Below are 21,117 nucleotides of genomic sequence, written 5' to 3'. Positions count from 1 at the left end.
ACGAGGTCAGCGGCGGATGCCCGTGGCGAACGGGAGGGTGTTGACGAAGGCCCGGTGGTGCTCGCGGTCGCACCACTCCAGCTTGAGGTAGCTCTTGCCGGCCGAGGCGCGGATGGTCCGCTTGTCCCGGGCCAGCGCCTCGGGCGAGCGCGAGGAGACGGTGATGTAGCCGACCAGGTTGACCCCGGCGGCGCCGGAGGCCAGGTCGTCGCCGCGCTGGTCGACCCGGCCGGTGTGGGCCAGGTCGCGCGGGTCGATGGTGCGGTTCATCTTGGCGGCCCGGCTGGCCTCGGCCTCGTCGTTGGTCTTCTCGGTGAGCATCCGCTCGATGGCGACGTCGGTCGGCTCCAGGTCCATGGTGACGGCGACCGTGCGGATCACGTCCGGGGTGTGCACCAGCAGCGGGGCCAGGAAGTTGACGCCGACCGGGGTGAGCGGCCACTCCTTGACCCAGGCGGTGGCGTGGCACCAGGGCTCGCGGGTGGCCGACTCGCGGGTCTTGGCCTGGAGGAACTGCGGGTGGGTGGCGTCCAGTTCGGCCGGCCAGGCGTTCCGCCTGGACATCGCCTGGATGTGGTCGATCGGGTGGTCCGGGTCGTACATCGAGTGCAGCAGCGAGGAGAGCCGGGCCTGGCCCAGCGGCTGGCGGACCCGGATGTCGGCCTCGGCCAGCCGGGCGCAGATGTCGGTCAGCTCACGGGCCATCACGGCGGCCAGGCCGTCGTCGTCCCGGGCCTTGGCGCCACCCGCGGTGCGTCCCATCGCGTGCGCCTCGGCGGCGAGTTCGCGGTTGTAGTGCATGCAGGCGACCAGGTAGGCCCGGTGCTGCTCGGAGGAGGTGGAGACCATCGACTGGAGCTGGTCGTAGGAGTCCTGGAGCCAGCCGGGGGCGGAGGCGTCGCCGCGGCGCTCCACGTCCTTGGCGTGCGCGTCCGGGTCGGCCGGCAGGGTGCGGGCCAGGATCTGGAGGCGCGTCACGAAGCCGTCGCCGTTGGCCACGTGCTTGAGCAGGGTGCCGAAGCGGTCGACCAGGGCCTCCTGGTCCTCCGAGTCGCGCAGGCCCACGCCGGGGCCCTCGATCTCGATCGCGGCGGTGACGGTGCGGCGCTCCAGGTGCATCAGCACCCCGACCTCGTCCGGGCCGAACGGGGCCGTCAGCCAGTGCAGCCGGCCCACCCCGGGCGGCGGGCCGATCTCCACCTCGCGGCCGTCCAGCCGGGTGCCGGCGTCGACCACCTCGGACTTCCAGACCGCGCGGCCGCTGCGCAGGGTGCGGCGGTAGGTGCGGTTGATCTCCACCCACTTGTAGAAGGTGCGGCGCCGGTACGGCACGTAGACGGCGGCGATCGCGAGCAGCGGCAGGCCGATCAGGCCGGCGATCCGCAGCGGCAGGATCGGCATCGCCAGACCCCAGACCATGCCGAGGAAGGCCCCGAAGATGATCAGCACGATCTCCCCGGACTCCCGGTTGCGCCCGATCGGCGCGTTCGGCCGGGCCTTGCCGATCAGGTAGGTGCGGCGCTGGTGGGCGTACGGGGCGCCGTACTGGCCGAGCGGTTCGCTGCTCACGCGCGACTCACGCTCCCTTCACTGGGTTGGCGGCCGGGGCCTGGGCGGGGGTCTGCGGCGGGGGTGCCGGAGTGCGGGAGCCGTGGGCGGCGATGCCGGCGGCCGCGGCGCCGGTGCCGGTGGAGGCGTTGGCGGTGGCGGGGCCGCCGCCTCCGCCGCGGGCGCCGTGGGTGGAGATGCCCTGCTTGACCAGGTTGGCCGGGCCGTTGATCATCGCGGAGCCGGCCGAGACGGCGCTGGCGCGGGCGTGCCGCATCTGCATCAGCTCGTCGCCGAAGCCAGGCACGAAGCGGTAGACGGCGGCGCTGGCGAAGATCGACAGGAACAGGATGGCCAGCCCGGAGAGCACCTTGGCGAAGTCGTCGGTGGCCCCGGCGCCGGTGGCCACCGCCCCGGCCAGGCCCAGGATGATCACGATGATCGGCTTGGCCAGGTCCACCGCGAGCATCACCCCGGCCCAGCGCCGGACGTGCTTCCAGAGCTGCTTGTCGACCAGCCCGGCGTAGACCGCGGTGCCCAGCAGCGCGCCGACGTAGAGCATCGCGGCCCGGATCAGCAGCTCGATCCAGAGCACCGCGGCGGCCAGCACCGCGACCAGCGAGACGATGATCAGGATCAGCGGGCCGCCGCCCAGCGAGCCCTTCTCCAGGGTGTCCGCGAAGCCGCCCAGGTAGGTGCCGGTGTCGGACTTGGTCCCGGCCGCGATGGCGGCGGTCAGCCCGTCGGTGGCGGAGACCAGGGTGAAGAGCACCAGCGGGGTGAAGGCGGAGGCGATGACGGTCAGCCAGAGGAAGCCGATCGCCTCGGAGACGGCGGTGGCCAGCGAGGCGCCGCGCACCGCGCGCTTGGTCACCGCGAGCAGCCAGAGGATCAGGGTGATCACGGTGGAGCCGGCGAAGACCACCGCGTACTGCTGCAGGAAGGCGGCGTTGGTGAAGTCCACCTGGGTGGTGGAGTCGATCGCGGCGGCCAGCTTCCGGGTGACCCAGGCGGCCGCCTCGGCGCAGCCCTTGGCCAGCGAGCCGAGCGGGTCGGTGACGCCGCCGAGGGTGCCGCCGCCGGGGCCGGTGACCACCACGCCGGGAGTGTCCGGGGCGCAGGCCCGGTCGGCCCCGGGCACCGGCAGGTTGCACTTGGCCGTCTGCGAGGGCGAGGGCGTCGGTTCGGCCAGCGCCCGGGCCGCCGTCAGCAGCACCAGCGCGGGCAGCGCTCCGAGCACCGCCCCGGCCCGGGCGAACCGGCGACCGGTGGCTGTGGCGTCAACGGGCATAGCGGAAGCCTCCGAAGTCCTGGACGGCGCCGGTGATCTCGTCGGCGGTGGCGGCCTGCTGGTCGCCGGGGAGGGGGGCCGGACCCGAGCGGCGGGCGAAGTCGGTGAGCTTCCAGTCGCTGCCGGTCCAGCGCATGGTGAGGGTGAGGGTGAACCAGTTCTCGGACACCGGCTGGGTGGAGCCCTGGCCGGCCAGGCCGAGCAGGCCGGTGCACCAGACCTCGACCACGGTCGCGGTGTCGGCCTGGTTGGTGAGCTTGGTGCCGACCGGCACCGTCCGGCTGACGAAGGTCAGGCCCTTGGCCGGCTTCCCCTTGTCGTCCAGGCCGAAGCCGGCCAGCTGCTCCGGCCCGAAGGCCGCGTCCAGCCGGGCCTTCAGGGCGGGCAGCGCGGTCGGGTCGGCCAGCGTGCCGAGCAGGGCGCCCCGGGTGTCGGGGCGGAACATCTCCTCGGAGCCCATCGCCACCGCGTAGTTGGCGGCGGCCGACTGCGCGCCCTGCGAGGTGTGCGGGTGGCCGACGCCGATCCCGTTCGAGGCGGTGGCCACCGGCAGCTGGCCGGTGGGCGCGGTGGTGGCGGGCCGGGGGGACGCCGAGGCCGCCCGGTCCGAGGAGCCGGCCGGGGCGGTGCTGCCCGGGTCCGGCTTGTCCCGGTTCGCGATGGAGATGGCGACCACCAGCAGGACCACCACCAGCAGAACCGTCAAGAGCGTCCGCACCGGCCGGGCCTGACGCCCCGTCTGCTGCTGGTAGACGGACTGCTCGCCGACCGGCAGCCGCGTCCGGGTGTGCGGCTGGTCGTCGGACACCGGCACGGCGGCCCTCCTGGTACGGGGAGCCCCCTGGGCCCCCTGGCTGGTACGAGCTGGTACGAGCGGTCCGCGCGGGAAGCGCGACACCCCGGCGGGGACGGCCGCTACGGGGCCGCTCCGCCGGGGCAATTCTGTCTGATCGTCAGATGGCCATGCCGTACACAATGGTGAACAGAGTGGTGAGCGAACCGATGATGAACACGCCGGTCAGGCCCGCCACGATCAGCCCCTTGCCCTGCTCGGCGCTGAAGCTGTCCCGCATCGCGGTGGCACCGATCCGCTGCTTGGCCGCCCCCCAGACGGCGATGCCCAGACACGCCAGGATGGCGACCGCCATCACCACCTGGATCATCGTCCGCGCCTCGGCACCCAGACTGGAGAACGGGCCCCAGTCCGGCGCGATGCCACCGATGATGGTGTCGATGTTCGCCTTCTTCGGAGGGTCCTCAGCCAGGAGCCGGACCCGGTCACTCTGCATCACGCTGCTCAGGTTCATTCATCTCACCGCCCGATCAGGCAAATTCAAGGCCCAGGACCGGGGTGGCGCGAAGGGCCGTACCCCATTCTTGGCCAGATCCGACTTCGACTTGGCTGTTTCTCGCGGATTGGTCGTGGAGCACGGGGCCCGTACGCCAGGATGTCCACCGTACGAAGGATACCGCTCACCCTTTGTATCTGCGATGATTGCGATGAGCAATGCCTTCTGGGACACGGGAAACTGACGGTTCGTCGGGACGGTGCTGATGGTACTCCGGAAGGCGGGCGCGGCAGCGGCCGCGACGGGTCTGGTGGGGGTCGGTTTCGTCGGCGTGGTGGTGCTCGGCACCTTCGCCGCCAGCGGCACCCCGCAGGCCGTCCAGCCCAAGCTCGCGGGCCGCACCGTGCCGGCCGCCTACCAGCCGATGTTCCAGCAGTGGGGCTCCCTCTGCCCCGAGATCTCTCCCCCCATGCTGGCCGCCCAGCTCTACCAGGAGAGCGGCTTCAACCCCCGGGCCCAGAGCCCCGTCGGCGCCCAGGGCATGGCGCAGTTCATGCCGGGCACCTGGCCCGGCTACGCCACCGACGGCGACGGCGACGGCAAGAAGGACGTCTGGAACGCGGCCGACGCGATCGCCTCCGCCGCGGTGTACGACTGCGCCCTCGCCAAGGACATAGCGAAAATCCCCGGCGACCGGCAGTCGAATCTGCTCGCCGCCTACAACGCCGGCCCGTACGCGGTCATCAAGTACAACGGGGTCCCGCCGTACCGGGAGACCCAGGGGTACGTGAAGAACATCAAAACCCTCGCGGCCAACTTCACCGCCCCCGCCGAGGCCTCCCCCGGTGCGCCGGTGGTGACCCAGGCGCTCTCCCCGCAGGCCTCCGGGGCGATCTACTTCGCCCAGACCACCCTCGGCACCCCGTACCTGTGGGGCGGGAACGGCACGGCCGCCGAGGGCGGCCGCTTCGACTGCTCCGGCCTCACCGTGGCGGCCTTCAAGAGCGTCGGCATCGAGCTCCCCCGGGTGGCCAACGACCAGTGGAACGCCGGCCCGCACATCGAGCGGAGCCAACTCCGCCCGGGCGACCTGGTGTTCTTCGCCACCGACCAGGGCGACCCGCGCTCCATCGACCACGTCGGCATCTACGTCGGCGGCGGCTACATGATCAACGCGCCGCACACCGGCGCGGTGATCCGCTACGACAAGATCGACCGCGCCAAGTACTACGGCGCCACCCGGGTCACCCCCGACGGTGCCCTCTCCCTGCCCGTCCGCCAGGCCGACGGGCAGATCGCCAGCGGCGGCCAGGGCACCGGGCGCGACCCGAAGGACAGTTGACGCACCGTTGACCGTGGACGTCCAGTGGACGGTCAGTCAAGTTTTCATAACGGTGCGTGAAATCTGAAACCGTCCTCGCGGTCGCCGCGTTGTGCCCCTTGTCAGACTGATGATCAAGGGGCCACGAGGGCCAACGACGGAGGTGCGGCGTGTCGACGCTGCTGGGCGACACCGCCGGGCCCGACCTGGACCTGCTGAAGGCCGTCAACGGCCTGGCCGGCTCCGCCCCCTCCTGGGTCGACTCCACCGTCGCCTGGCTCGGCGAGTACGGCCTCCTGCTCGGCCTCGGCCTGCTCTTCGCCGTCGGCTGGCTCCAGGCCCGCCGCCGCCCCGACGCCCCGGTGGCCGTCGCCGGACTGCTCTGGGCCCCGCTCGCGGTGGCCCTCTGCGAACTGGCCAACCTGCCGATCTCCGCGATCGTCGACCGGCCCCGGCCGTTCGTCGACCACCCCGAACTGGACGTGCTGGTGCACGGCAAGGAGGGCACCCTCTCCTTCGTCAGCGACCACTCGGCGATGGCGATGGGGATCGCGGTCGCGCTCTACCTGGTGAACAGGCGGCTGGGGCTGGTCGCCGGGGTGCTCGCCGTCCTGCAGGGCCTCGCCCGGATGTACGTCGGGGTGCACTACCCCACCGACGTCCTCGGCGGCTTCGCCCTGGCGGCCGCGGTGGTCCTCCTCCTGGCACCGCTCGCGATGGCCGTCCTGGTCCCCCTCACCCACGCCCTAGGCCGCACCGCCCTGCGGCCCCTCCTCGTCGCGAGCCCCCGCCGCACCGGCCGCCGCCGCATCGAACGCGACCTCGCCGCCTGACGAAGGTGGTCACACCGGGGGCGCGGGGAACTGCGCGCGGGGGAACGGCAGCACGTGCAACCGGCTGACGTGCCCCGACCTCACACCGGGCCGCCTTCCGGTTCGCGCAGTTCCTCGCGCCCCTGAACACCCGAACGTTCTGCGGAATGCTCAGCCCCGTCGCGGCGGGACTTGTCGCGGCTGCGTCGGGCGGGAGCATGCCAGCCGCAGGTGCAGCGGGCGGTGGAGAAGGAGCCTCGTTCTTCGACCGTCACCCGGTGCTCGACGTTCACGCTCCTCACCGTAACGGCTCAGCCGACCGGCGTGAAACGAAAGCCGTGCGCCGGTCCACCCGTAACCTCGCGGACCCTCAACTCGTTTGCTCTGGAAGAGCTCTGAGGGGGTTGTACCCGATCGTGAAGCACACCGTCCGCACCACCACCATCGCATCCGCCGCCACCGTCGCCGCCCTGCTCGTCGCCACCCTGACCGCCTGCGGTTCCGGCGACGCCCGCAAGCCCGGCAGCTCGGCCGACCAGCTCTCGGCCGACCCGCTGACCGCGGTCCGCAGCGCGGCGGACATCACCGGCCGCACCGGCTCCGCCAAGGCCGTCACCGAGCTGACCACCGAGTCCGCCGACAAGAAGGCGGTCTTCAAGGGGGCCGGCGGCTACGACTACGTGAAGCGGATCGGCCGGCTGGACATCGACGTGCCGCCCGGCGCCGCCACCACCGGCAAGATCGTGGAGGTGGTGCTGCCCGGCACGGTCTACCTGCAGAACAGCGGGGCCAAGATCCCCGAGGGCAAGTGGGTCAAGCTCGACATCCGCCAGCTCCCGGACGGGAACCTGGTGAGCAGCGGCGCCACCGACCCGGCCAGCGCGGCCGGGGCGCTGCGCGGGGCGGTCAGCGCCGAGCTGGTCGGCACCGAGACGGCGGGCGGGTCGGAGCTCAAGCACTACAAGGGCACTCTGGACCTGGCCAAGGCGGCCGAGGCGACCGGCGGCCGGGGCGGGGACGGGCTGCGGATGGCGGCCCAGACCTTCACGGTCAAGGAGGTGCCGTACGAGGCCTGGCTGGACGGGCAGGGCCGGCTGCACAAGGTGACGGAGACCTTCTCCTTCGCCGGGGTGGCCGGGTCCAAGCAGCCCAAGGACCAGGTGAGGGTGGTCTCCACGGTGCTGCTCTCCGACTTCGGGCAGCCGGTGCAGGCGGCGGAGCCGGCCGCCACCGAGATCTACTCGATGAAGCCGTCCGCCACGCCGTCCAAGTAACGGGCAGCGAGTAGCACGCCCGGGTGGTGCGCAGAGATGGCCCGTTGGTGCCATGGGGTCTGACGCCCCGTCTGCCTACGCTTGAGTAGGGGGCGGCAGCTCTGCCGGCCGGACGGGTCCATGGGGGTGGAACGGATGGTGTCCTCGACGCCCCGTGACGGTGGCGGGCACGAGCAGGCCGCGCTGGACGAGATCGAGCTGGCCGGTGAGCTGATGATCGCCGCCGCGGCCGGCGAGGGCGAGCGGCTGGCGCCGGAGCTCATCGACGAGGTGCTGCTCGCGGGCGACAACTGAGCCCGGCCCGCGAGGACCGGGCCAACGGCAGCCGGGCCCGCGACAGCTGAGCGGCCGTCAGGAAGCCTCCCGACGGCCGCCGCGGGCGTCACACCGCGGGCTTCACGCCGCGGGTCTCAGGTGCGCAGCAGGCGGGAGATGGCGGCCGTGGCCTCCGCCACCTTGGCCTCCAGCTCGGCGCCGCCCTCCTCCGCGGCGGCGGCCACGCAGTGCCGCAGGTGCTCCTCCAGGAGCGAGAGGGCGAAGGCCTGGAGCGCCTTCGTCCCGGCCGAGACCTGGGTGAGCACGTCGATGCAGTAGACGTCCTCGTCCACCATCCGCTGGAGGCCGCGGACCTGGCCCTCGATCCGCCGCAGCCGCTTGAGGTGCTCGGCCTTGCGCGCGGAGTAGCCGTGCGGGCCGTGGTTGTCGCAGCACTGGCCCCCGTCGTCGGCGGCCTCCCCGGCCGCCGCGGCGGTGGTCTGGTCGTGCGTCTCGATGCTGGTCATTCGGCCCGCCTAGGTCTCGGTCCTCACCCGTCCACTGGGCTCAAGTGTCCAACACGCCGGGCCCGCCGGGTGTTCCGCCGTCCGGGCGGCGCGATCGGATCTCCGTGCACAGGACGGACGCAATCCGGCCGACTTCCGTCAGACTGAGGGATCGTGACCATCACCCCGTTTGCGCAGTTCTGACGGCTTGCGCCTAGCATCGTTCAGTCCCTCCCCCGCACATCGGAGATTTCCGTGCGTTTTAGCCTGACCCCGAAGGAGACGAGCTTCTACGACATGTTCGCCGCGGCCGCGGAGAACCTGGTCGTCGGATCGAAGCTCCTGCTGGAACTGCTGGGTGCAGACGTGTCGGCCCGCGCGGAGATCGTCGAGCGCATGCGCGCCGCCGAGCACGCCGGCGACGACACCACCCATGCGGTGTTCCACCAGCTGAACTCCTCCTTCATCACGCCCTTCGACCGCGAGGACATCTACTCCCTCGCCTCGTCGCTGGACGACATCATGGACTTCATGGAGGAGGCGGTCGACCTCGTCGTCCTCTACGACATCCAGACCCTGCCCAAGGGCATCGAGCAGCAGATCGAGGTGCTGGCCCGGGCCGCCGAGCTGACCGCCGAGGCGATGCCGAAGCTGCGGACGATGGACAAGCTGACCGAGTACTGGATCGAGGTCAACCGGCTGGAGAACCAGGCGGACCAGATCCACCGGAAGCTGCTGGCCCACCTGTTCAGCGGTCAGTACGACGCCATCGAGGTGCTGAAGCTCAAGCAGGTCGTGGACGTCCTCGAAGAGGCCGCCGACGCGTTCGAGCACGTGGCCAACACGGTGGAGACCATCGCGGTCAAGGAGTCCTGACCCTCGTGGATACGGCTGCACTCATCGCCGTCATCGGCGTGGCCTTCTTCTTCACCTACACCAACGGCTTCCACGACTCGGCGAACGCGATCGCCACCTCGGTCTCCACCCGGGCGCTCACCCCCCGGGCGGCGCTGGCCATGGCGGCCGTGATGAACCTGGCCGGTGCCTTCCTCGGCACCGGCGTCGCCAAGACCGTCTCCGAGGGCCTGATCGAGACCCCGTCGGGCCAGCAGGGCATGGCCATCCTGTTCGCCGCGCTGGTCGGGGCGATCACCTGGAACCTGATCACCTGGTACTTCGGCCTGCCGTCCTCCTCCTCGCACGCGCTGTTCGGCGGCATGGTGGGCGCGGCACTGGCCGGCGGCACCGAGGTGATCTGGCACGGCGTGCTGGAGAAGATCGTCATCCCGATGATCGTCTCGCCGGTGGTCGGCCTGGTGGCCGGTTTCCTGGTGATGCTGGCCATCCTGTGGATCTTCCGGAAGGCCAACCCGCACCGCGCCAAGCGCAACTTCCGGGTGGCCCAGACCGCTTCGGCCGCCGCCATGGCCCTGGCGCACGGTGTCCAGGACGCCCAGAAGACCATGGGCATCGTGGTGATGGCCCTCACCATCTCGGGCCACCAGGGCGACTCCTCGATCCCGCTCTGGGTGAAGATCTCCTGCGCCACCATGCTCTCGCTGGGCACCTACGCGGGTGGCTGGCGGATCATGCGGACCCTCGGCCGCAAGATCATCGAGCTGGACCCGCCGCAGGGCTTCGCGGCCGAGGCCACCGCCGCGACGATCATGTACATCACCTCGTTCGTCTTCAAGGCGCCGATCTCCACCACCCACGTGATCACCTCGGCGATCATGGGCGTGGGCGCCACCAAGCGGATCCGCGCGGTCCGCTGGGGCGTGGCGAAGAACATCGTGATGGGCTGGTTCATCACCATGCCGGCCGCCGCCCTGGTGGCCGCGCTGATGTACTGGCTGGTCCACCTGTTCTTCGGCTGACCGCCCGTCAGCCACCGGCTCCGGCCACGGCGAAGGCCCGCCCCCACATCACGGGGGCGGGCCTTCTCTGACTCCGCGGCGGCACCGCCATGCAGCACCGCGGAGCAGCTGGGGGTCCGCGCGGTCTAGCCGAAGCGGCCGGAGATGTAGTCCTCGGTGGCCTGCACGGACGGGTTGGAGAAGATCCGCTGGGTGTCGTCCAGCTCGATCAGCTTGCCCGGCTGGCCGACGCCCGCCAGGTTGAAGAAGGCGGTGCGGTCGGAGACCCGGGCCGCCTGCTGCATGTTGTGGGTCACGATCACGATGGTGAACTGCGACTTCAGCTCACCGATCAGGTCCTCGATGGCGAGGGTGGAGATCGGGTCGAGGGCCGAGCAGGGCTCGTCCATCAGCAGCACCTCGGGCTCGACCGCGATGGCGCGGGCGATGCACAGACGCTGCTGCTGACCACCCGACAGACCGGCGCCGGGCTTGTTGAGGCGGTCCTTGACCTCGTTCCAGAGGTTGGCGCCCTGGAGCGACTTCTCCACCACGCCGTCCAGCACCGACTTCTTCTTCACGCCGGCCAGTCGCAGGCCGGCCACCACGTTGTCGTAGATCGACATGGTGGGGAAGGGGTTCGGACGCTGGAACACCATGCCGACGCTACGGCGGACGGCCACCGGGTCGACCGCGGCACCGTAGAGGTTCTCGTCGTCCAGCATCACCTTGCCCTCGACCCGGGCACCGGGGATGACCTCGTGCATCCGGTTGAGGGTGCGCAGGAAGGTCGACTTGCCGCAGCCGGAGGGGCCGATGAAGGCCGTCACGGAGCGGGGCTCGACGGTCATCGAGATGTCCTCGATGGCCTTGGTGTTCCCGTAGTAGGCGGACAGTCCGCTGACGTCGATGCGCTTGGCCATGATCGTTCGTCTTCTCTCGTCTGTTCGTACGTCAGTCGGTGTGTCAGTGACCGGACTTGGGCGAGCGCCAGCGGGCGACGGCACGGGCGATCAGGTTGAGCGCCATCACGAAGGCGATCAGCACCAGCGCGGCGCCCCAGGCCCGGGCGTACCCGAAGTCGTTGTTGGTCTGGTACTGCTGCCAGATGTAGAGCGGCAGCGACTGCTGCGGACCCTCGAACGGGTTCTCGTTGATGATGTCCGCGCCGAAGACCAGCATCATGACCGGGGCGGTCTCGCCGGTGATGCGGGCGACGGCCAGCATCACACCGGTGGTGATGCCGCCGATCGCGGTCGGCAGGACGATCCGCAGGATGGTCTTCCACTTGGGCACGCCCAGGGCGTACGAGGCCTCGCGCAGCTCGTTCGGGACGAGCTTGAGCATCTCCTCGGTGGAGCGGACCACGACCGGCATCATCAGGATGGCCAGGGCGAGGGAGCCCGCGAAGCCCGAGTACTGGAAGCCGAACAGGAGGATCCAGAGCGACAGGATGAACAGACCGGCGACGATGGACGGGATGCCCGTCATGACGTCGACGAAGAAGGTGACCGCCTTGGCGAGCCGGCCGCGGCCGTACTCCACCAGGTAGACGGCGGTCAGCAGACCGATCGGGGCGGCCATCAGGGTGGCCAGGCCGACCTGCTCCAGGGTGCCGATCAGCGCGTGGTACAGACCACCGCCGGCCTCGGTCTGGAGCACGCCCTTCATGGAGTGGCTGAGGAAGTAGCCGTCCACCACGCCGATGCCCTGCTGGACCGTGTAGAAGGTCAGCGCGGCCAGCGGGATCACGGCGAGCACGAAGGCCAGCCAGACCACCGAGGTGGCGAGGCGGTCCTTGGCCTGGCGGGAGCCCTCGACCTTGGTGGCGGCGCCGTAGGTGATGGCGACGAAGAGCAGTCCGGCGATCAGGCCCCACTGGATCTTGCTCTGCAGCCCGGCACCGAGGCCGATGCCGACGCCGAGGGCGACCGAGAGGGCGGCGATGCCGCCCGGCGCCCAGGAGGGCAACCGGTTGGCGGTCAGCCGGCGGCTGATCCGCGGGGAGTCGGCCACGGGGGTCACGGTGGTGGTACTCATCAGTTGGCCCCCGAGAATTCCTTGCGACGGGCGATGATCATCCGGGCCGCGCCGTTCACCAGCAGGGTGATCACGAACAGGACCAGGCCGGAGGCCATCAGCGCGTTCCGGCCGTTGTCACCGGCCTCGCCGAACTTCAGCGCGATGTTCTGCGCGAAGGTGCCGCCGCCCGGGTCGAGCAGGTGCAGCGAGAGGATCGGGCTGGCGGAGAGCACGGTGGCGACCGCGATGGTCTCGCCGAGCGCGCGGCCCAGGCCCAGCATCGCGGCGGAGATCACGCCCGGGCGGCCGAACGGCAGCACCGCGGTGCGGATCATCTCCCAGCGGGTCGCGCCGAGGGCGAGCGCCGCCTCCTCGTGCATCCGCGGCGCCTGCTTGAACACCTCGCGGGAGACCGCGGTGATGATCGGCAGGATCATGATCGCCAGCACGATGCCGACGGTGAACAGCGAGCGCGGGGCGGCACCGGTCTGGGTGACGTCGAAGATGTAGGTCCAGCCGAGGTACTCGTCCAGCCAGCTGGTCAGGCCCTCCATGTGCGGCACCAGGAAGAGCGCGCCCCACAGGCCGTAGACGATGGACGGCACGGCGGCCAGCAGGTCCACCAGGTAGGCGAAGGGCTGGGCGATCCTCCGCGGCGCGTAGTGCGAGATGAACAGCGCCACGCCGATCGCCACCGGCACCGCGATCAGCATCGCGATGACCGCGCTGACGATGGTGCCGAAGGCCAGCACCGCGATGCCGAAGACCGGCTTCGGCGCGTCCGGCAGCCACTCGAAGGTGGTGAAGAAGTTGCCCTCGTTGTGCCCGAACGAGAGCGCCGAGCGGTAGGTCAGGAAGCCCGCGATGGCGGCCATGATGACCAGCAGCAGGATGCCCGAACCACGGGAGAGGTTGAAGAACAGGTTGTCCCCGCGCCGGCTGTCGCGCTGGCGGGCCCTGCCCCGGTCTGTGACAGGGGGTGATGTGGTCATGGTCTTTCTCCGGTCTGGTGGTGCTGCCCAAGGAGGGCGGCACCATGGCGGCGGTGCCCCGGACTTGACATGCTCTCAGCTGGATCCGGCCGGGCAGCCCCGCCCCCCTCTTCGAGGGCTGCCCGGCCGGTGGTTCACGAGGGTCAGGCGAGGGCGGCGACGGCGGCCTTCACCTTGGAGCTCAGCTCGGCCGGCAGGGCGACGTAGCCCTTGGCCTCGATGGCCTTCTGGCCCGCGTCGCTGATGGTGTAGTTCAGGAAGGACTTCAGGGTGTCCAGCGTCTCCGGCTTGTTGCCCTTGTCGCAGACGACCTCGTAGGTGACCAGGACGAGCGGGTAGGAGCCCTCGGCCTTGGTCGCGTAGTCGAGCTTCAGCGCCAGGTCGCTGCCGGTGCCGGCGATCTCCGCCTTGGCGAAGGTGGTGGCGGCGTTGGCGGCGGTGGCCTCGACCGGCTTGGCGGCACCGGTGGCGATCGCGGCGGACTTGAGGTTGTTGGTCTGCGCGTAGGAGAGCTCGGCGTAGCTGATCGAGTTCTTGACCTGCTTCACCTGGGCCGAGACGCCGGCGCTCTGGGCCGCGGACTGGCCGCCCTTGCCCGCCCAGGTCTTGCTCGGCTTGTAGGTCCAGGCGCCGCCCGAGGCCTTCTCGAAGTACTTGGTGAGGTTCTCGGTGGTGCCCGAGTCGTCCGAGCGGTGGATCGCCTGGATGTCGGCGTCCGGCAGCTTGGCGCCCGGGTTCAGCGCGGCGATCTCCGGGGCGTTCCACTTGGTGATCTGCGAGTCGAAGATCTTCGCCAGGGTCGGGCCGTCCAGGACCAGGCTGTCCACGCCGTCCACGTTGAAGATGATCGAGATCAGGCCGCCGACCATCGGCAGGTTGATGCCCTGGCCGGTCTTGCAGACCTCCTTGGAGGCGTCGACCTCGGCCTGCTTCAGGGCCGAGTCGGTGCCCGCGAAGGCGACCTTGCCCTGGTTGAACTGCTGCACACCGGCACCCGAACCGCCACCGCTGTAGGTGATGGTCGACCCGGAGCAGGCGGCGCCGTAGGCGACCTTCCACACGTCGATCGCGTTGCCCTGGGCGGTGGAACCGGCGCCGAGCAGCTGCCCGGCCTTCCCACAGGCGATCGCGGCGGAGGAACCGGCCGCGGAGGAACCGCCCGTGCCGGGGGTCTTGTTCTCGTCCGAGCCGCACGCCGCGAGCGACAGCGAGCCAACGAGCGCCATGGCACCGATCGCGAGGGCCTTGGAGCGGCCGTTCCGCTGGAGCTTCACAGGGGTGTCCCTTTCTGTGGAAGGGCCCGTTCGGCCCTCCGGTGACACCGAAGTTAGGCCGGTCAGGTGACGCGTCAGCCCGTCACAAATGAACGGAGAGTGAACCGACGACGGACGGCGGGAAACACCGATCGGTAGTAACGGTTGCGTCACAGGCAGGGCGCGACCAGGTCACCCGTGACGGTGCGTCACCCCGAGTACGGACAGCAGCGCGTCCACCAGCGCCCGGTCCCGCCGGTGCGACAGCCGGGCCCGCGCCTTCCTCGGCGACAGCCACTCCAAACGGTCCACCTCGCGGTTGGGCAGGAACGAGCCACCCGTCAGCTCCCCCGCCCAGTACCGGACCTCCTTGGCCCGCCCGTTCGCCAGGTAGTGCTGGGCCGGCAGCTCCTCCCCCAGCACACAGCTCAGCCCGGTCTCCTCCCGGACCTCCCGCAGCGCCGCCGCCCGCCAGTCCTCGCCCGGCTCCAGCTTCCCCTTCGGCAACGACCAGTCGTCGTACTTCGGCCGGTGGACCAGCGCGATCCGCGGCTTCTTCCGCCGCTCCCCGTCCTTCTTCAACGGGCCCGGCCGCCACAGCACCACCCCGGCCGCCAGCACCGTCTGCCCGTGCCGCACCGCACGGCCCCGCACCGGGGGGACCGCCATGGTCAGGAACTCGCCCATTCGTGCCATCCGTGCTGCTGGAGGTTCGGCCAACGGCGGCCGAAGGCGTACCTCGCCGCCTCCACCTCCAGCCGTTGATCAGCATGCACCACGCCGAGCACGTAGGCCGTCGCCGGGGTGATCCGCGGCGTGCGCGCCGCCGTCGCCACCGTCACCGCCGCGTCCGCGGCGTCCTGGTGACGGTCCAGCACCTCGTCCACCTCGTCCAACCCCGCCAGCCGCTCCCCGCACACCTCCAGCGCGTACCGGGCCCGCTTCACCAGGATCCGCACCCGCCCCCACGGCGCGTCGTCCGCCGCCAGCGCCGCGTCCGCGTCCACCTCCGCCACCGGAGCCGGCCCCTGCCCCTGCGGGGGCACCTGCGGCGGCACCACGCTCAGCCGGTGCAGCCCCTCGCCCCCGTACGGCGCCCGGGCCGGCGGCAGCGCCGCCACCCCCGCCGACAGCAGCTCCAGCGCCCGCACCGCCTGCCCCGCCAGCTCCGGCTGCGACTCCACCAACGGCACCTCGCCCGCCAGCAGCGTCATCCGGTCCGCCAGCGCGTGCAGCCGCGCCGACCGCAGCTCCTGCAGCAGCGTCGAGTGCGCCCTGGTCCGGGCCAGCGTCAGCTGACGCTCCAGCAGCGCCCGGGCCTTCGGCGCCCCCTGATGACCCGCCAGCATCCCCGGCCGCCGCGGATCCGTCTCGCTCAACGAGTCCAGCGCCGCCAGCAGCCGCGCCGACCGCCGCAGACAGCCCGGCTCCTGCGCCAGCAGCTCCAGCAGCCAGCGCAGCTCCGCCCTGGTCCGCTCCGCCCACTCCGGCTCGAAACCGGCCGCGTACGTGTGCAGCGCCCCACCGATCCGCCGCACCACCCGCAGCAGCTCGGCCGTCCCGGCCGCGGCCTGCCCGCCCGGACCGCCCGGCAGCGTGCCCGCCCGGGCCCCGGCCTCCCCCACCACCAACGGCAGGGCACGCAGGAAGGCGGCCGCCTGGGCGGTCAGATAACCCGTCAGGGCCTCCCCCGCCGGCTGGTCGGTCCGGGCGGTCGTCGGCAGATCGGTCATGCTGGTTCCTCGTCCCCCCGAGGCAAGTCCCCGCCGTACCGGGGAACGGTGGTGCCCGGCACGGCCGCGGCGGGAGCCGCGACCGCACCGGGCGGAGCAGGTCAGGACAGGTTGCGGCGGCGCTGCCGGGAGTCGATCAACAGGTTCTGCACGTGCCGCAGCCGACGCCCCTCCGCGTCCTGCGAGTGCCTGGTCCACCGCCCGTCGGACCCCAGGTGCCAGGACTCCGTCTCGTCCGACATCCCCAGGTCCACCAGACCGGACAGCTCCGCCCGCTGCGCCGGGTCGGTGACCCGCACCAGGGCCTCGATCCGGCGGTCCAGGTTGCGGTGCATCATGTCCGCGCTGCCGAACCAGACCTCCGGGTCGCCCCCGTTGCCGAACACGAAGATCCGCGAGTGCTCCAGGAAGCGCCCCAGCACGCTGCGCACCCGGACGTTCTCGCTCAGCCCGGCCACCCCGGGCCGCACAGCGCAGATCCCGCGCACCCAGACGTCCACCGGCACCCCGGCCTGCGAGGCCCGGTACAGCGCGTCGATCACGTCCTCGTCGACGATCGAGTTGACCTTCAGCTTCACGAAGGCCGGCCGCCCCGCCCGGTGGTGCGCGATCTCCTGGTGGATCCGGCCCACCAGCCCGTCCCGCAGCCCGCGCGGAGCCGTCATCAGCCGCCGGTACGACTCCCGCCGGGAGTACCCGGAGAGCCGGTTGAACAGGTCCGAGAGGTCCGCACCGACCTGCGGGTCCGCCGTCAGCAGCCCCAGGTCCTCGTACAGCCGGGCCGTCTTCGGGTGGTAGTTCCCGGTCCCCACGTGCGCGTACCGGCGCAGCGTGTCGCCCTCCTGACGGACCACCAGCGACAGCTTGCAGTGCGTCTTGAGGCCGACCAGGCCGTACACCACGTGGCAGCCCGCCTCCTCCAGCTTGCGGGCCCACTTGATGTTCGCCTGCTCGTCGAAGCGCGCCTTGATCTCGACCAGCACCAGCACCTGCTTGCCGGACTCGGCCGCGTCGATCAGCGCGTCCACGATCGGCGAGTCACCCGAGGTGCGGTACAGCGTCTGCTTGATCGCCAGCACGTCCGGGTCGCCCGCCGCCTGCTCCAGGAAGGCCTGCACCGAGGTGGAGAAGGAGTCGTACGGGTGGTGCAGCAGCACGTCCCGCTCGCGCATCGCCGCGAAGATGTCCGGCTGCGAGGCCGACTCCACGTCGGTCAGCCCGCGCGCCGTGCCCGCCACGAACTTCGGGTACTTCAGCTCCGGCCGGTCCAGCTCCGCCAGGCCGAACAGCCCGGTCAGGTCCAGCGGCCCCGGCAGCGGGAAGACCTCCGCGTCGGTGATGTTCAGCTCGCGCACCAGCAGGTCGAGGATGTAGGGGTCGATCGACTCCTCCACCTCCAGCCGGACCGGCGGGCCGAACCGACGGCGCATCAGCTCCTTCTCCAGCGCCTTCAGGATGTTCTCGGTGTCGTCCTCCTCCACCTCCAGGTCCTCGTTGCGAGTGACCCGGAAGGCGTGGTGCGCCAGCACCTCCATCCCCGGGAAGAGCTCCTCCAGGTGGGCCCCCATCACGTCCTCCAGCGGCACGTACCGCTGCGGCGCCGCCTCCAGGAAACGGGACAGCACCTGGGGCACCTTCACCCGGGCGAAGTGCTTGTGGCCGGAGACCGGATTGCGCACCACCACGGCCAGGTTGAGGCTCAGCCCCGATATGTACGGGAACGGGTGCGCCGGGTCCACCGCCAGCGGCGTCAGCACCGGGAAGATCTTCTGCCGGAACAGCGTGTGCAGCCGGGCCTGCTCCTTCTCCGACAGCTCCGACCAGCGCACCAGCTCGATGCCCTCGGCCGCCAGGTCCGGCAGCACCTCCTGCTGGAAGGTGGCCGCGTGACGCGCCATCAACTCGCGCGACCGGACCCAGATCTGGTCCAGCACCTCGCGCGGCTGCAGGCCCGAGGCCGAGCGCTGCGCCACCCCGGTGGCGATCCGGCGCTTCAGGCCGGCCACCCGGACCATGAAGAACTCGTCCAGGTTCGAGGCGAAGATCGCCAGGAACTTGGCCCGCTCCAGCAGCGGGATCTGCGGGTCCTCGGCCAGCTCCAGGACGCGCTCGTTGAACGCCAGCCAGCTGCGCTCCCGGTCCAGGAAGCGACCCTGCGGAAGCTCGTCCAACTCCTCGTCCTTCAACGGCTCTCCCTCGGCCAGGACCAGGGAGGGCGGCAGGGCGGTGGACTCCTTGGTCTGGGTGGTGGAGACGGGACGGGGGATGCTCATGGGCTCCAGCTCCTCCAGCAGGACGGTCTCCGAGCGACCGGTCGCCCGGGGGCGGGGCACTGCTGACTTCATCCTGTGATCTTCGCGGCGTGAATTTAATCCACGGTAAACACCGCATGGCCAGGAGGAAAGCTGAGTCCGTCGCCCCCGTGGCCGCCTCAGTCCCGCGGCGCCTGCTCCGTGTGCAGGCGGTACACCAGGTCCACCTCGTGGACGGTGAAGCCCTGCCCCTCGTACACCCGCACCGCGGCGTGGTTGTCGGCGTCCACGTACAGCAGCACCGTCGGCACCTTGCGGTCCCCGGCCAGGTGACGCAGACCCGTCGCGGTCAGCGCCTTGCCCAGTCCGTTCCCCTGCTCCGCCGGGTCCACACCGACCACGTACACCTCGCCGAGCCCGTCCGGGTGCACCTTGGTCCAGTGGAAGCCCACCACCCGCTCACCGCCCTCCTCCTGGCGGACCGCCAGGAAGAACCCCTCCGGGTCGAACCACGGCTCCGCCTGACGGTCCGCCAGGTCCCGCTCCGTCCAGCTCCCCTGCTCCGGGTGGTGGGCGAAGGCCAGCGCGTTCAGCGCCAGCCAGGCCGCCTCGTCCCGCCCCGGCCGGAAGGTCCGCACCGTCACCCCCGCCGGGAACACCGGCTCGGCCGGCACCGGCTCCGCCGGCTTGCGCATCTGCCGCAGCTCGCGCACCAGCTCGGCACCGTCCTCCTCCGCCAGCCGGGCCGCCCCCGGGTGCCCGCCGTGCGCCCAGAAGTCCACCGTCCGCCCCGGCCCCGCGGCCGCCAGCACCGCGTCCAGCAGCGCCCGGCCCAGCCCACGGCGGCGGAGCGCCGGGTGCACCGCGAACTCCACCGTCACCGCGCCCTCCCCCGCCTCCAGCTGCGCGTACCCGGCAGGCTCCCCGTCCTCGCCCCGCTGCACCAGGTGCGTCACCCCGGCCCGGGGCTCGGCCACCCGCAACCGCAGCCGGCCCGCCTCCGACACCGCCTCGCGTCCGTCCGCCTCGGCGGCGGCGGTCAGGACGTCCCGGGCGGCGGCGAGCTCGGCCTCGGTCAGGGCAGCATTGGTCAGGATCTCCATGCAGCCGACCTTACGCGGCGGGCGGGCGGTAATGCGGTGGTCCCGGGGCGCCGGTCCTGATTGAGTGTCAGGTCCGGTTTCTCCTGCGGTACCCCAGGCTGACGACGGAGGTGTCCGACGATGACGGAGCTCGTGAAGCGCTCACGAACGGCGGCGTACGTGGTGTGCATCGACCAGGACGGGCGGATGCTGCTCGCCCGGGGCGTGCTCGGCGACGGCACCCACGAGTGGACGGTGCCCGGCGGCGGCCTCGACCACGGCGAACCCCCGCAGCTCGCCGCCGTCCGGGAGGCCGAGGAAGAGACCGGCTACCTGGTCGAGCTCGACGCCCTGCTCGGCGTCGACTCCCGCCACCTCATCGACCCGCCGTTCCTCTCCGGACCGGCCCGGGATTTCCACAGCCTGCGGATCGTCTACGCCGCCCGGGTGGTCGGCGGCGAGCTCCGCCCCGAGACGGACGGCTCCACCGACCTGGCCGCCTGGGTACCCCTCGACGAGATCCCCGGCCTGCGCCGGGCCGACCTGGTCGACGTCGCCCTCGCCCTCCACCGCGACCGGCCCGCCCTCGGCCTGGCCGAGCTGCCCTGAGCCGGCATCGGCCGGGCGCGTTGGTGCCCGGCCCGCCCCGGAACCACTTCTCCGGGACCACTTCTCCGGAACTACTTGCTCCAGCCGCTCTCGGCCAGGAAGTCCACCAGGAGGGCGGCCGTCTCCTCCGGCCGCTCCACCGCCGGCAGGTGACCGGCCCACTCCAGGTCCACCCGACGCGCCCCCGGGATCAGCCCGGCCAGCCTGTCCGAGACCCGGCCGAACTCCGGAAAGTCGTGCGCCCCGGTCACCAGCAGCGTCGGCGCGGTGATCGCCTCCGGGGACGACTCGTACTCGACGCCCTCCACGTCACCCGCGGCCAGCTGCACCTCGAAGGCGTGCCGCTGCATCTGACGGACCGTCTCCCGGGCGTCGTCACCCGCGTCCGGCCCCAACCAGGTGGCCACGTTCAGGTCCGTCGCCCCCGCGACGTCCCCCGCCTCCAGCAGCTCGTTCTCCTTCCCCCAGAACGCCCGCAGCCCGTCCCCCGGCTCCAGCCCGGCCGCCGCCGTGCACAGCAACGCGAGCGCCCCGACCCGCTCCGGGAACCGCGCCGCGAACTCCAGCGCCACCGCCCCACCACCGGACGCCCCGACCAGCGCGAGCCGCTCGACCCCGAGCCCGGCCAGCAGCTCCACCAGATCGTCCGCGTCGTTGTACGGCCGGTCGGCCGCCGGACTCTCCCCGAACCCGCGCAGATCGGCCCGGACCACCTGGTGGCCGGCCTCGGCCAGAGCGGCCACCTGGCCGTCCCACATACGGCGGTCGCAGACGGTGGAGTGGAGCAGGAGCACGGCCGGGCCGGCACCGGTGGTGTCATGAGAAATCGTCATGCGCGCAACAGTAAAGATCATCCGATGGGTGCGCACGCGGTTATTCGGCCCGGAAATGCGAAAAGGCCCCCCGGCTGGGCCGGGGGGCCTTCTCTGAATGATTGTTCGGCGGCGTCCTACTCTCCCACAGGGTCCCCCCTGCAGTACCATCGGCGCTGTGAGGCTTAGCTTCCGGGTTCGGAATGTAAC

The 21,117-nt window shown here is 71.4% G+C and carries 22 protein-coding genes and 1 rRNA gene; 7 read left to right on the top strand and 16 right to left on the bottom strand.

The features are described from left to right. Nucleotides 1–6: 6 nt before the first annotated feature. From ACIA8O_RS22775 to ACIA8O_RS22760, 4 genes are all read right to left on the bottom strand, one after another. The gene (locus ACIA8O_RS22775) at nt 7–1,569 is read right to left on the bottom strand and encodes an SCO6880 family protein (protein ID WP_396295768.1); all 1,563 of its coding nucleotides are present in this window, start codon (nt 1,567–1,569) and stop codon (nt 7–9) included. A 7-nt stretch (nt 1,570–1,576) separates the two neighbouring features. Continuing rightward, entirely contained in the window at nt 1,577–2,839 is a 1,263-nt protein-coding gene (locus tag ACIA8O_RS22770; protein WP_396295767.1) for a hypothetical protein, read from the bottom strand. Continuing rightward, nucleotides 2,829–3,653 carry a hypothetical protein gene (locus ACIA8O_RS22765; RefSeq protein ID WP_396295766.1) on the bottom strand — a complete coding sequence of 275 codons (825 nt, stop codon included), beginning with the start codon at nt 3,651–3,653 and terminating at the stop codon, nt 2,829–2,831. The genes ACIA8O_RS22770 and ACIA8O_RS22765 overlap by 11 nt, the downstream gene beginning before the upstream one ends. 139 nt (nt 3,654–3,792) lie before the next feature. Beyond that, a complete protein-coding gene (locus ACIA8O_RS22760) occupies nt 3,793–4,128 on the bottom strand; it encodes a hypothetical protein (protein WP_396296138.1) in 336 nt (111 codons plus the stop codon). A 265-nt stretch (nt 4,129–4,393) separates the two neighbouring features. Here ACIA8O_RS22760 and ACIA8O_RS22755 point away from each other — a divergent pair, with 265 nt between their 5' ends. Next, on the top strand, nt 4,394–5,470 hold the full coding sequence (locus ACIA8O_RS22755; RefSeq protein ID WP_396295765.1) for an NlpC/P60 family protein: 1,077 nt from the start codon (nt 4,394–4,396) through the stop codon (nt 5,468–5,470). A 149-nt stretch (nt 5,471–5,619) separates the two neighbouring features. Next, nucleotides 5,620–6,282, top strand: a complete 663-nt coding sequence (locus tag ACIA8O_RS22750) for a phosphatase PAP2 family protein (protein ID WP_396295764.1) — start codon at nt 5,620–5,622, stop codon at nt 6,280–6,282. Between the two features lie 80 nt (nt 6,283–6,362). Here the strand turns inward: ACIA8O_RS22750 and ACIA8O_RS22745 are convergent, their stop codons facing one another. Continuing rightward, nucleotides 6,363–6,554, bottom strand: coding sequence for a hypothetical protein (locus ACIA8O_RS22745; RefSeq protein ID WP_396295763.1), 192 nt, complete (start codon nt 6,552–6,554; stop codon nt 6,363–6,365). 123 nt (nt 6,555–6,677) lie between these two features. Here ACIA8O_RS22745 and ACIA8O_RS22740 point away from each other — a divergent pair, with 123 nt between their 5' ends. Both ACIA8O_RS22740 and ACIA8O_RS22735 read left to right on the top strand, forming a co-directional pair. Next, nucleotides 6,678–7,535 (top strand): hypothetical protein, encoded by an 858-nt coding sequence (locus ACIA8O_RS22740; RefSeq protein ID WP_396295762.1) that lies wholly within the window; start codon nt 6,678–6,680, stop codon nt 7,533–7,535. A 135-nt stretch (nt 7,536–7,670) separates the two neighbouring features. Further along, nucleotides 7,671–7,829 carry a hypothetical protein gene (locus ACIA8O_RS22735; protein ID WP_396295761.1) on the top strand — a complete coding sequence of 53 codons (159 nt, stop codon included), beginning with the start codon at nt 7,671–7,673 and terminating at the stop codon, nt 7,827–7,829. Nucleotides 7,830–7,945: 116 nt separating this feature from the next. Here ACIA8O_RS22735 and ACIA8O_RS22730 read toward each other — a convergent pair whose 3' ends face one another. Further along, nucleotides 7,946–8,317, bottom strand: a complete 372-nt coding sequence (locus tag ACIA8O_RS22730; RefSeq protein WP_396295760.1) for a metal-sensitive transcriptional regulator — start codon at nt 8,315–8,317, stop codon at nt 7,946–7,948. A 234-nt stretch (nt 8,318–8,551) separates the two neighbouring features. Between ACIA8O_RS22730 and ACIA8O_RS22725 the strand changes: the two genes are divergently transcribed. Beyond that, nucleotides 8,552–9,172 carry a DUF47 family protein gene (locus tag ACIA8O_RS22725; RefSeq protein WP_345286831.1) on the top strand — a complete coding sequence of 207 codons (621 nt, stop codon included), beginning with the start codon at nt 8,552–8,554 and terminating at the stop codon, nt 9,170–9,172. 5 nt (nt 9,173–9,177) lie between these two features. After that, nucleotides 9,178–10,173 carry an anion permease gene (locus tag ACIA8O_RS22720; RefSeq protein WP_396295759.1) on the top strand — a complete coding sequence of 332 codons (996 nt, stop codon included), beginning with the start codon at nt 9,178–9,180 and terminating at the stop codon, nt 10,171–10,173. A gap of 125 nt (nt 10,174–10,298) precedes the next feature. On the opposite strand, the gene pstB is transcribed toward ACIA8O_RS22720, so the two are convergent. The 8 genes from pstB to mshD form a co-directional block, all read right to left on the bottom strand. After that, complete coding sequence (gene pstB / locus ACIA8O_RS22715; RefSeq protein WP_396295758.1) at nt 10,299–11,075, bottom strand: phosphate ABC transporter ATP-binding protein PstB; 777 nt, start codon at nt 11,073–11,075, stop codon at nt 10,299–10,301. 43 nt (nt 11,076–11,118) lie between these two features. Further along, nucleotides 11,119–12,192, bottom strand: coding sequence for a phosphate ABC transporter permease PstA (pstA, locus tag ACIA8O_RS22710; RefSeq protein ID WP_396295757.1), 1,074 nt, complete (start codon nt 12,190–12,192; stop codon nt 11,119–11,121). Continuing rightward, entirely contained in the window at nt 12,192–13,166 is a 975-nt protein-coding gene (gene pstC, locus ACIA8O_RS22705) for a phosphate ABC transporter permease subunit PstC (protein WP_396295756.1), read from the bottom strand. The genes pstA and pstC overlap by 1 nt, the downstream gene beginning before the upstream one ends. Before the next feature lie 143 nt (nt 13,167–13,309). Beyond that, nucleotides 13,310–14,440: a phosphate ABC transporter substrate-binding protein PstS gene (gene pstS, locus ACIA8O_RS22700; protein WP_396295755.1), complete on the bottom strand. Its 1,131-nt coding sequence runs from the start codon at nt 14,438–14,440 to the stop codon at nt 13,310–13,312. A 171-nt stretch (nt 14,441–14,611) separates the two neighbouring features. Beyond that, nucleotides 14,612–15,106, bottom strand: a complete 495-nt coding sequence (locus ACIA8O_RS22695; RefSeq protein WP_396295754.1) for an NUDIX hydrolase — start codon at nt 15,104–15,106, stop codon at nt 14,612–14,614. Next, nucleotides 15,091–16,152 carry a CHAD domain-containing protein gene (locus ACIA8O_RS22690; RefSeq protein ID WP_396295753.1) on the bottom strand — a complete coding sequence of 354 codons (1,062 nt, stop codon included), beginning with the start codon at nt 16,150–16,152 and terminating at the stop codon, nt 15,091–15,093. The genes ACIA8O_RS22695 and ACIA8O_RS22690 overlap by 16 nt, the downstream gene beginning before the upstream one ends. 101 nt (nt 16,153–16,253) lie before the next feature. Continuing rightward, on the bottom strand, nt 16,254–18,497 hold the full coding sequence (locus ACIA8O_RS22685; protein WP_396295752.1) for an RNA degradosome polyphosphate kinase: 2,244 nt from the start codon (nt 18,495–18,497) through the stop codon (nt 16,254–16,256). Between the two features lie 86 nt (nt 18,498–18,583). Next, a complete protein-coding gene (gene mshD, locus ACIA8O_RS22680) occupies nt 18,584–19,507 on the bottom strand; it encodes a mycothiol synthase (RefSeq protein WP_396295751.1) in 924 nt (307 codons plus the stop codon). Nucleotides 19,508–19,627: 120 nt separating this feature from the next. Here mshD and ACIA8O_RS22675 point away from each other — a divergent pair, with 120 nt between their 5' ends. Continuing rightward, a complete protein-coding gene (locus ACIA8O_RS22675; protein ID WP_396295750.1) occupies nt 19,628–20,095 on the top strand; it encodes an NUDIX hydrolase in 468 nt (155 codons plus the stop codon). A 71-nt stretch (nt 20,096–20,166) separates the two neighbouring features. Here the strand turns inward: ACIA8O_RS22675 and ACIA8O_RS22670 are convergent, their stop codons facing one another. Together ACIA8O_RS22670 and rrf are read right to left on the bottom strand one after the other, a co-directional pair. Next, nucleotides 20,167–20,928, bottom strand: coding sequence for an alpha/beta fold hydrolase (locus ACIA8O_RS22670; RefSeq protein ID WP_396295749.1), 762 nt, complete (start codon nt 20,926–20,928; stop codon nt 20,167–20,169). Between the two features lie 103 nt (nt 20,929–21,031). Beyond that, nucleotides 21,032–21,117 (bottom strand): 5S ribosomal RNA (rrf, locus tag ACIA8O_RS22665); the annotation flags it as partial.

The organism is Kitasatospora sp. NPDC051853 (assembly GCF_044452665.1).
Taxonomy (GTDB): domain Bacteria; phylum Actinomycetota; class Actinomycetes; order Streptomycetales; family Streptomycetaceae; genus Kitasatospora.
Note: the sequence above shows the minus strand (reverse complement) of the source record. Positions and strands in the feature narration are given on the sequence as shown.

Excerpts from the sequence above, each read along its gene's own strand:
- pstA (WP_396295757.1), bottom strand. The coding sequence starts at position 12,192 with ATGAGTACCACCACCGTGACCCCCGTGGCCGACTCCCCGCGGATCAGC.
- pstC (WP_396295756.1), bottom strand. The coding sequence starts at position 13,166 with ATGACCACATCACCCCCTGTCACAGACCGGGGCAGGGCCCGCCAGCGC.
- pstB (WP_396295758.1), bottom strand. The coding sequence starts at position 11,075 with ATGGCCAAGCGCATCGACGTCAGCGGACTGTCCGCCTACTACGGGAAC.
- ACIA8O_RS22770 (WP_396295767.1), bottom strand. The coding sequence starts at position 2,839 with ATGCCCGTTGACGCCACAGCCACCGGTCGCCGGTTCGCCCGGGCCGGG.
- ACIA8O_RS22685 (WP_396295752.1), bottom strand. The coding sequence starts at position 18,497 with ATGAAGTCAGCAGTGCCCCGCCCCCGGGCGACCGGTCGCTCGGAGACC.
- ACIA8O_RS22730 (WP_396295760.1), bottom strand. The coding sequence starts at position 8,317 with ATGACCAGCATCGAGACGCACGACCAGACCACCGCCGCGGCGGCCGGG.
- ACIA8O_RS22690 (WP_396295753.1), bottom strand. The coding sequence starts at position 16,152 with ATGACCGATCTGCCGACGACCGCCCGGACCGACCAGCCGGCGGGGGAG.
- ACIA8O_RS22735 (WP_396295761.1), top strand. The coding sequence starts at position 7,671 with ATGGTGTCCTCGACGCCCCGTGACGGTGGCGGGCACGAGCAGGCCGCG.
- ACIA8O_RS22670 (WP_396295749.1), bottom strand. The coding sequence starts at position 20,928 with ATGACGATTTCTCATGACACCACCGGTGCCGGCCCGGCCGTGCTCCTG.
- ACIA8O_RS22675 (WP_396295750.1), top strand. The coding sequence starts at position 19,628 with ATGACGGAGCTCGTGAAGCGCTCACGAACGGCGGCGTACGTGGTGTGC.
- ACIA8O_RS22760 (WP_396296138.1), bottom strand. The coding sequence starts at position 4,128 with ATGCAGAGTGACCGGGTCCGGCTCCTGGCTGAGGACCCTCCGAAGAAG.
- ACIA8O_RS22755 (WP_396295765.1), top strand. The coding sequence starts at position 4,394 with ATGGTACTCCGGAAGGCGGGCGCGGCAGCGGCCGCGACGGGTCTGGTG.
- ACIA8O_RS22695 (WP_396295754.1), bottom strand. The coding sequence starts at position 15,106 with ATGGGCGAGTTCCTGACCATGGCGGTCCCCCCGGTGCGGGGCCGTGCG.
- mshD (WP_396295751.1), bottom strand. The coding sequence starts at position 19,507 with ATGGAGATCCTGACCAATGCTGCCCTGACCGAGGCCGAGCTCGCCGCC.